Source organism: Hymenobacter rigui (assembly GCF_003944715.1).
In the GTDB taxonomy this organism is placed as follows: Bacteria; Bacteroidota; Bacteroidia; order Cytophagales; family Hymenobacteraceae; genus Hymenobacter; species Hymenobacter rigui.
Genome location: NZ_RWIT01000005.1, coordinates 398,876 through 408,184 on the forward strand (window position 1 = coordinate 398,876; position 9,309 = coordinate 408,184).

At 59.8% G+C, this 9,309-nt stretch carries 8 protein-coding genes; 2 read left to right on the top strand and 6 right to left on the bottom strand.

Going from position 1 to position 9,309, the window contains the following annotated elements; translation table 11 throughout:
- Window positions 1-45 precede the first annotated feature (45 nt).
- Window positions 46-780, bottom strand: coding sequence for a porin family protein (locus EI291_RS12620; RefSeq protein WP_125420390.1), 735 nt, complete (start codon window positions 778-780; stop codon window positions 46-48).
- Between the two features lie 151 nt (window positions 781-931).
- On the opposite strand from EI291_RS12620, the gene EI291_RS12625 reads away from it, so the two are divergent.
- Window positions 932-2,332, top strand: coding sequence for a mercuric reductase (locus tag EI291_RS12625; protein ID WP_125420392.1), 1,401 nt, complete (start codon window positions 932-934; stop codon window positions 2,330-2,332).
- A 5-nt stretch (window positions 2,333-2,337) separates the two neighbouring features.
- Here the strand turns inward: EI291_RS12625 and EI291_RS12630 are convergent, their stop codons facing one another.
- Window positions 2,338-3,117: a hypothetical protein gene (locus EI291_RS12630; RefSeq protein WP_125420394.1), complete on the bottom strand. Its 780-nt coding sequence runs from the start codon at window positions 3,115-3,117 to the stop codon at window positions 2,338-2,340.
- Between the two features lie 169 nt (window positions 3,118-3,286).
- On the opposite strand from EI291_RS12630, the gene EI291_RS12635 reads away from it, so the two are divergent.
- Window positions 3,287-3,811 carry a hypothetical protein gene (locus tag EI291_RS12635; protein WP_125420396.1) on the top strand — a complete coding sequence of 175 codons (525 nt, stop codon included), beginning with the start codon at window positions 3,287-3,289 and terminating at the stop codon, window positions 3,809-3,811.
- Between the two features lie 80 nt (window positions 3,812-3,891).
- Here EI291_RS12635 and rny read toward each other — a convergent pair whose 3' ends face one another.
- From rny to pheT, 4 genes are all read right to left on the bottom strand, one after another.
- Entirely contained in the window at window positions 3,892-5,589 is a 1,698-nt protein-coding gene (gene rny / locus EI291_RS12640; RefSeq protein WP_125420398.1) for a ribonuclease Y, read from the bottom strand.
- 133 nt (window positions 5,590-5,722) lie between these two features.
- Window positions 5,723-6,013, bottom strand: coding sequence for a cell division protein ZapA (locus EI291_RS12645; protein ID WP_125420400.1), 291 nt, complete (start codon window positions 6,011-6,013; stop codon window positions 5,723-5,725).
- Window positions 6,014-6,050: 37 nt separating this feature from the next.
- Window positions 6,051-6,347, bottom strand: coding sequence for a hypothetical protein (locus EI291_RS12650; RefSeq protein WP_125420402.1), 297 nt, complete (start codon window positions 6,345-6,347; stop codon window positions 6,051-6,053).
- A gap of 122 nt (window positions 6,348-6,469) precedes the next feature.
- Entirely contained in the window at window positions 6,470-8,905 is a 2,436-nt protein-coding gene (pheT, locus tag EI291_RS12655) for a phenylalanine--tRNA ligase subunit beta (RefSeq protein ID WP_125420404.1), read from the bottom strand.
- Window positions 8,906-9,309: the final 404 nt, after the last annotated feature.

A 9,309-nucleotide genomic window follows, 5' to 3' on the forward strand; every position in this document is an offset into this window, starting at 1 on the left:
CAGCGGCTGCCACTGGCTTAACCAGCCTGAATTACGCGCCAACGGTTACTTGCCCCCGCTCTGACCGCCCACGTTCACCACCAGTCCGAACTGAAACACCGAGTTGGCCGCCTTCAGGTACCGCCGGTGCCGCAATCCAAAGTTACTGCCACTGATGAGCTGAAAGTCGATGGGCCCTACCAAGCCGATGCGGGTGTAGGTAATAGGCTCCAGAAACACGTTGTCTTCGGGCGTGTGGGGCTGGCCGTCGAGGCGGAAGTTGGTGAGCGTAACGTAGCTGGCGCGCAGGGCCGTGCCGTAGGTCACGGGCCAGTCGCGGCCCAGCACGTGGTAGGTTTTCTTATCCTTGGAGGTGTAGTTAACCTGCAGGAAGTACTTGTCGAGGCTGCCTTCCAACGTGCGGGTAACGCCCTCAGTGGGGGTACGCTCCACGCGCTTGGTGTGGCCCAGGCCGTAGCCGCCGTACACCTCCAGCACCCGCGAGTCGCGCAGGCGGGTGTAGTAGCCCAGGCCCAGCTCGCCGAAGTCGTGGTCCTCGGCCCGCTTCTTTTTATCGGTGTGCAGAAACGAGGCCGAGCCCATCACCCCCAGGTGGTCCGACACGGCGTAGGCCCCCTGCACGGCGGTGTTCTGGCTGAAGTTGGTGTGGATGCCCCCACTCCACTCGCCCTTCTGGGTGAGCAGCGGTACCTGCGGCGGCGGCGGAAAATACAGCGACGAACAGCTGGCCAGCAGCGGCAGCAGCCCCCAAAATGCAACGCGACGAAGCAGGTTTAGCATAAGCAGCGGGAAGATAGGAAGTTGCCCCCACAACGTCGGCAGACGGGTTTCGTTGTGCAGCTTTCGGGCCGGGGCCGGCAGTTTACCGGTTTCGGCCGTATAGGGGCTACTGTCCGGTTTCCGGCCGGCTCACTTCTCTGTTCTGCTGCATATGCCTCTTCCTATTCGTTTCGACGCAATTATTATCGGTTCCGGCCAGGCCGGTAACCCGCTGGCCACGGCCCTGGCCAAAGCCGGCCGGAAGGTGGCTGTTATCGAAAAGTACCTGCTGGGCGGCTCCTGCATCAACTACGGCTGCTCGCCGGTGAAGGCGCTGCTGGCCTCCGCTGAGCGCGTGCATCAGGTAGCCACCGCCGCCGACTACGGCGTGCAGGCCGGCACCCCCAAACCCGATTTCCCGGCCATCATTGCGCGCAAAGATGCCATCATCCAGCACAAGCGCGACGGGGTACGCGCCAACCTTTCCGAGGAGCAAACCGGCATTTCCGTGCTCATGGGCCACGCCCGCTTCCGCAGCCCGCGCGTGCTGCGGGTGCAGCTTGATTCGGAAGAAACTCAGGAGCTCACGGCCCCGCTCATTTTCATCAACACCGGTACCCGGGCCGCCGTGCCGCCCATTGAGGGCCTGGCCGAGAGTGGTTTCCTGACCAACGTAGATATTCTCGACCTCAAGCAGCTACCCGAGCACCTGCTGATTCTGGGCGGGGGCTACATCGGGCTGGAGTTCGGCCAGATGTTCCGCCGCTTCGGTAGCCGCGTCACCATCATCGACGCGGCCAAGAACCTGCTGGAGCGCGAGGACGACGACGTATGCCAGACCATGCGCCAGCAGCTGGAGGCCGACGGTGTGGAGTTTGTCCTGGAAGCCGAAGTACGCCGCGTATCGCGCAACGCCGACGGCGAGTACACCCTCACGGCCAGTACCCCCGACGGGGAGCGGCGCCTGCGCGGTTCCCATCTGCTGGTGGCCGTGGGCCGGGAGCCCAACACCGACGACCTGGGCCTGGAAACTACCGGCGTGGAAACCGACGAAAAAGGCTACGTACTGGTAAACGAGCGGCTGCAAACCAACGTGCGCGGTATCTACGCCCTCGGCGACGTGCATCCTGGCCCCCAGTTCACTCACCTAGCCTACGACGACTACCGCGTAGTGCGCGACAATATTCTGCACCGCAAGCGCCGCTCGGCCAAAGCCCGTCCCCTGCCTTACGTAGTATTCACCCAACCTCAGCTGGGCCGCATCGGACTCAGCGAAAAGCAGGCCCGCCACGAGAAGATTGCCTACCGCGTAGCCACCATGCCGGTGCGCGTGGTGGGCCGGGCCCAGGAAACCAGCCTCACCGATGGCTTTATGAAGGTGCTCGTCGATGACAAAAACCACATCCTCGGGGCCACTATCTTCTGTGAGCAGGGCGGCGAAATCATGTCCATGATTCAGCTGGCCATGGCTGGCGGCCTCACTTGTGACGACCTGCAGAACACTGTGTTTGCCCACCCAACCTGGGCCGAGGCACTGAACAACCTGTTTGCCAAGCTGGTGAAGGCAGGTTAATATAGTTACTCCCTGAACCGATGCGGGTAAATCGTAAATCCTAGGGAAGTGAATAACCGGCCTTCCTTGGTATTGCGAATACGCTCATCCAGCGAAGCCTGGCTCCGCTCATCCGGTGACATGGGTAGACTGCTAGTCAAACGCAGCTGTAGCCACGGAAATGCATCCGGGTTGCTAAAACTGATAAAGGCCATAGGCTCCAGCCGCGTCATCTGGCGCAATGGCACAGGTGCGCCTTGGTCTGTTAAGGAGATAAACCGCACCTGCGCCAGCCGCACGCTTGCTCCGTACCCCAGGCGTCCGGCGTTCAGCCAGCTTTCATCCCGCACCACGTACACTTCCGCGTGAAGCTTCTGAAATTTAGCCGCATAGCTGCGAAATCTCACTGTATCCCAGCGGGCTTCGAAACCACCATCCTCAAACCGTCGGCTACTTTTTCCGCCTCCGTAACCGGCCAACCCGCCTATTACCCAACCATTACCCAGGTCTCGGTATGTGCCCACACCCGCTTCCAGTTGCCTGATGCGGAAGTAGCTGGAGTCGCCGCCGCCCGTTTTTAACCCGCCCGTAACTCGCACCAGCAGGTTGTTCACTGGTGAGTAGGTTACGGAGCTTTCCAACCGGCCATTGATGTAAGCACTGGCGGCTACTTCGGCCTGTCCCTTCTGCCGGATAAGCGGGGCCGCCGGCTGCAACGGGGCGTACACGGAGCAACTGGCCAGCATTGCCCCGGCGACGGCCACGCTGGCCCGACGCAGCCGCTTTATTGAGTAAACTTGTAGCATATGGTTCACGGATATAGCCGACAGAGCCTGTTTTCTGCCCCAGAGTTGCACCCCCTACTCTTACTCTCTGCTCCCAATTATGCGGCAATTCGTCAGACTCTTCTGTGCCCTGGCAGTGGTAGGTAGCGTAGTACCTTCGATACACATACATACACGCACTCTTCTACTCATGTTGCTTCTGTGGACACCTGTTGTCGGTCAAACGGTGCACAAGACGGCATCAAATTCCTATAAAAAGGAGAGGTTACCCTGTTCTGCCAATAAGGATATTGCATATGCCCGCCTACAAAGCTCAGGCAAAACATATCGTGTAAAATGCAGCCTATTCTGTTCCGGCAAGTATGAGGTTGCAGATACTGTTGCAGATCAAAAGCTCATTTACCTATATCAAAATAGATTGATAAACATTCAGTTGACTTCTCCGGATGAAAGCATCAAAAATATAGTGGTAAGTAAATCATTATTCAGTGGCCAACTGAATAATGCTAAAGGATCAGTAGCCGTAGGCAGGGATTGGGAAAATATGCTTTTGGGTACCACCAGAATAACGGTTAGTCAGAAAAATAAACAGTTTGTCGTGACGACGTTCATGGGCTACCCTGATTCCGACTACGGAATCCTATTGAAATACGCATTGTACATAGATGGTACAGTCAAGTTCCTGCGACTTGCCGAAGCAGATATGGGAATGTAAGAGCCGCACGCCACCAACGCAAAACCGCCCCCGCAGCCAAGGCTACGGGGGCGGTTTTTGTATGCGGAACGGCAGACTGGCTACTTGGCGTAGGCCACGGCGCGCATTTCGCGGATAACGGTGATTTTGATCTGGCCGGGATACTGCATTTCCTTCTCGATTTTCTGCGAGATTTCGTAGCTCAGCTCGGCCGCCCGTTCGTCGGTTACGTTCTCGGCGTCCACCATCACACGCAGCTCACGGCCGGCCTGAATGGCGAAGCACTGGTTCACGCCTTTGAAGCCGTTGGCGGTTTCTTCCAGCTGCTTCAGGCGCTTGATGTAGCTTTCCATCATCTCGCGGCGGGCACCGGGGCGCGAGCCGGAAATGGCGTCGCAGGCCTGCACCAAAGGCGAAATCATGGCCGTCATTTCCATCTCGTCGTGGTGGGCACCAATGGCGTTGACCACGTCGGGGTGCTCCTTGTACTTCTTGGCCATTTCCATGCCCAGGATGGCGTGGGGCAGCTCGGGCTCCTCGGTGCTTACTTTACCGATGTCGTGGAGCAGGCCGGCGCGCTTGGCGTGCTTCACGTTCAGGCCCAGCTCGGCGGCCATGGTGGCGCAGAGGTTGGCTACTTCGCGGCTATGCTGCAGCAGGTTTTGGCCGTACGATGAGCGGAAGCGCATGCGGCCCACCATCTTGATCAGCTCGGGGTGCAGGCCGTGGATACCTAGGTCGATGATGGTTTTCTCCCCAATTTCCACGATTTCCTCGTCGATGTTCTTGCGGGTTTTGGCCACAATCTCCTCGATGCGGGCCGGGTGGATGCGGCCATCCTTCACCAGCAGGTGCAGGCTCAGGCGGGCTACCTCGCGGCGCACGGGGTCAAAACCCGAGATGATGATGGCCTCGGGCGTGTCGTCCACGATGATTTCGACGCCGGTAGCGGCTTCCAGGGCCCGGATGTTCCGGCCCTCGCGGCCGATAATCTTACCCTTCACGTCGTCGGACTCGATGTTGAAAATGCTCACGCAGTTTTCAATAGCGTGCTCGGCGGCAGTGCGCTGAATGGTTTCCAGCACTACTTTCTTGGCGTCTTTGGTGGCTGTGAGCTTGGCCTGGGCCACCACGTCCTTGATGTAGGAACTGGCCTGAATCTGGGCTTCGTTCTTGAGGCTTTCCACCAGCTGCTCGCGGGCTTCGGCAGCCGTGAGGCCCGAAATGGTTTCGAGCTGGGTGGTTACCAACTGAATTTTCTCGCTCAGCTGCTGGCGGGTTTCCTCCAGCTCCTGCTCCACTTCCTGCTCGCGCTGCTCCAGCTTGGCCAGCTGATTTTCGAGGGTGGCTTTGCGCTTTTCCTCCTGGGCTTCCAGCTTTTCGCGCTGCTGCTGGGCCTGGGTTTCAATTCGTTCCCGGGTGGCATCCAGCTCTTTTTCCTTGCGCTGAATCTGCTCCAGCTGCTTCTGGGTGGTGAGGCTGAGCTGCTTGATACTCTGCTCCTGCTCCACTACGGCGGCGCGGCGCTCGGTCAGTTCCTGGTCGAGGGCCTGCTTCTGGCGGCGGCTTTCCTGTTCGAATTCCTGCTTGAGGGTGCGGAATTTATCTTTCGACTGCTGAATCCGCTCGTCGCGGGTGCGGGTGGCCTGGGCTTCGGCCTCGGCCAGCAGCTGCTGGGCCCGGGCTTTGGCGTCGGCTTCGTGGTCCTGCCGGGCTTTGCCAGCCAGCAGGCGCCCTAGTACCACGCCCACCACGAGGGCAAGCACGGCAGCCAGGACAATATAGAGAGGTTCGGACATGAGCTATAAAGGGGGGTTAAAGGAAGGAAGAAACCCATAGCTCCGTAGAAACGCCAATGCCCGCGCAGGCAGCGGGGCCGTTTGCCCCGCCCTGCTCGGGCTGCTCCTTCGCGTGGCGGCAAGCCGCTCTCGGCTACACCAGCACCATTCCCGACAACAGCTTGTCCAGGCGCGCGAGGCGCTCGGTCAGAGCCGCATCGGTCCCATCCTTTTCCTTCGTGACCTTCAGGCGGTCAGCCATTGTTGATAAGGCAATCATGGCCAGCAAATCCTGCTTGTCCTGAATGCCGTACTGTTCCCGAAATTCCTTCAGCCGCTCGTTCAGCAGCCGGCCTGCCAGGCGCAGGCGCTCCTCGTCCTCAGGGCTTACCCGCATGGGGTAGTCCCGGTCGGCAACGCGGATTTTGATGGATAATTCGGACATCAGTAGCCAGTGGGCGGTGGGGTTGGTATGGTGGTGGTTACTCCCTCAAATAGGCAAGGCACTTATCTATTTCTCGGATGTATTCGTTGAGGCGAAGTTTCAGCTCGTTGACATTGGCCGGTTCCCCGGCTATGGTATTGACAAGTTTAGTGATATTCTCCTGATTCTGGAAATCCTTCAACTGCCGCTCCCGGTCGCGCACGTCGGCCTGGAGTTGCTGAATGGTGGTCTGCGAATCGGCCAGCTCCTCGCGCAACTGCTGATAGGCAGCCACTAAGGTGGTCACCTGCCGCTCCAGGCGGTCGAGTTGCGCAAGCTGCTGGGTGGATGCCATTTTTTTGGGTTGCGAGTTTCCAGTTACCAGTTGCCAGTCAGGAGTTACTGGTTGCCAGTTACCGGGTCAAATTATAACTAATCTGCCACTGGTAACCGGCAACCGGAAACTCGTAACTGATTTTACTTCCGAATCAGCGCCCCGGCCTGCTGCTCGAACTGCTGTATGAGGCGGTTCATTACTGAGTCGATGGCCTGGTCGGTGAGGGTTTGGGCGGGGTCCTGGAGCAGGAAGCTCACGGAGTAGGACTTCTTGCCCTGGCCCAGGTTGTCGCCTTCGTACACGTCGAACACGTTCACCTGCTGCAGGAGTTTCTTCTCGGTGCGACGGGCAATCTGCTGGAGCTGGTCGAAGGTCACGGTTTTATCCACCACCAGCGACAGGTCGCGGCGCACTTCCGGGAACTTGGGCAGCTCGCGGGCCACCAGTGCGTTCTTGTACTTGCGCATCAGCCAGTCCCAGTCCAGCTCAGCATACCACACGGGCTGGCTCACGTCGAGGCGCTTCAGGATGGCCGTTGATACCGCGCCCAGCTGGGCTACCGGCTGGTTCTGGGCCAGCAGCGTGAGGCCACCGGCCAGGTACGGGTGCTGCACCGGCTGCGAGGCAGGCTGCGGGAAGCCCAGCGAGGCCAGCACCTGTTGCACCGCGCCGGCCAGCTGGTGGAAGCTGCTCTTGTCCGACTTCTGCTGCCAGGTTTCGGCGGCGGTGTTGCCGGTGAGGTAAATGACGAGCTTGTTGTACTCCTCGTACTGGCCGCCGGCCTTCTGGCGGTAGGCCTTGCCGAACTCGTACAGCTTCAGGTCGCGCTGGCGGCGGTTCACGTTGTGGCGAATTACCTCCAGGCCGCTGTGCAGCAGCGTGGGCCGCATAATGTTCAGCTCGGCGCTGTTGAAGTTGAGCAGGCGCACCAGCGTCTCGTCCTTCTCCCCTTCCTTCTCGAAGTAGAGCGAGTTGGTGATGGAGTTGGTAATGATTTCCGAGAAACCCTGGCCGCTAAGCAAACGGGCCGTGTTCTGACGGATAATTTCGGGGTCGGGGTTGGGGAACTGGGCCAGGTACGTGGCCGAGTTGTGGGGGCGCAGGGCCACGTGGTTGTAGCCGTAGATGCGCAGGATTTCCTCAATCACGTCGGCCTCGCGGGTCACGTCCACCTTATGCGGCGGCACCGACAGAATCCACTCGGCGTGGCCGGCCTCGTCGGTCAGCTCTTCCGAAATGAGGATGTCGAGGTCAGTCAGGATCTGGCGGATGCGCTCGGGGGCAATGAACTGGCCTACCAGCTTCTCCACGCGGGGCAGGCGCAGGCGCACCGGCGTATGGCCGATGTGGGCGGGGTACTCATCCACCACGGGGGCGGCCACGGTAGCGCCGGCCACTTCCTGCAGCAGCAGAGCCGCCCGCTTCAATCCGATGAGCACCATGTTCGGGTCGGTGCCCCGCTCGAAGCGGAAGGAGGCGTCGGTTTTGAGCTTATGATCCTGTGACGTCAGTCGAACAACACTAGGCTCGAAGTAAGCACTCTCGAGGAATACACGAGTGGTAGAATTTGTCACGCCTGAATGAGCACCTCCGAATACACCAGCTAAAGCCATTGGTGTCCCTGTACCATCAGCAATGATCAAATCACCATAGTTCAATTCTCGCTCAACCCCATCCAACGTGGTCAGCTTATCCCAAGCTTCTGCCCGCTTCACGCGCACCTGGTTGCCGCTGATCTGGTCGGCGTCGAAGGCGTGCAACGGCTGGCCCAGCTCGTGCAGCACGAAGTTGGTCACGTCCACCACGTTGTTGATGGGCGAAAGGCCGATGCTGCGCAGGCGGCGCTGCAACCATTCGGGCGAGGGGCCTACCTGCACGTTTTCGAGCAGCAAACCGGCGTAGCGCGGGGCCGCGGCGGCATCTTCCAAGGTTACTGTGATGGGAGCGGTGGCCGTGGCCGGGGCGTGGAAGCCGCTGATGTCGGGCAGGTGGCAGGGCTGGCGCAGCAAAGCGCGCAGCTCCCGGGCCACGCCGTAGTGCGAGGCGGCGTCGGCGCGGTTCGGGGTCAGGCCGATTTCTAGGACCGAGTCGGAGCCCAGGCCGAAGTACTCGGCGGCGGGCGTGCCGTTGGGCAGGTCGGTATCGAGCACCATAATGCCGGCGTGCGACTGGCCCAGGCCGATTTCGTCCTCGGCGCAGATCATGCCCTCGGAAGCCAAGCCCCGGATTTTGGACTTCTTGATTTTGAACGGCTCGCCTTCGGAAGGGTGTAGCACGGCCCCATCGAGGGCTACTACCACGCGCTGGCCGGCGGCCACGTTGGGGGCGCCGCACACAATCTGGCGGATGGTGCCGTCGCCCACGTCCACGGTGGTAACGCTGAGCTTGTCGGCGTCGGGGTGCTTTTCGCGGGTGAGCACGGTGCCCAGCACCACGCCGCGCAGGCCGCCGGGTACGCTTTCCAGCTCCTCAATGCCTTCCACCTCCAGCCCGGAGCCGGTCAGCAGCTTGCCAATCTCCTCGGCGGGTTTATCGGTAGGAATGAGCGTGCGGAGCCAGTCGAGGGATATTTTCATCAGTTACGAGTTGCGGGTTGTCAGTTGCCGGTTGCTCGGTGGTTCGTTGTCAGGATTGTGCTGGCAACAAACCACGAGCAGCTCACTGACTACAAAGGTACGGATTCGGGCGGGCGGCAGAAAACGAGCCTGGATGGGTGATTTCGGTGTATATTTTAGTACACTAACCAAGGCTATTGCGCGATAATCAATGTTTTCAGTATAGAGCCGATCCTATCCGGTTTACAGCCGGATTACGTGCTTTGCACATAATAGGCGGCAAGGTAAATATTCGACCTATAGCGGATTCGTGAACGGTTCGTCCGTTCATTTAGCTGGTTGAGTGTGATACCCACAGTGGTCAAACCAGTTGCGCGCATCTTGGCTAGTAATCCAACCGATGGCCTCGTGCAGAGCCGCTTCCA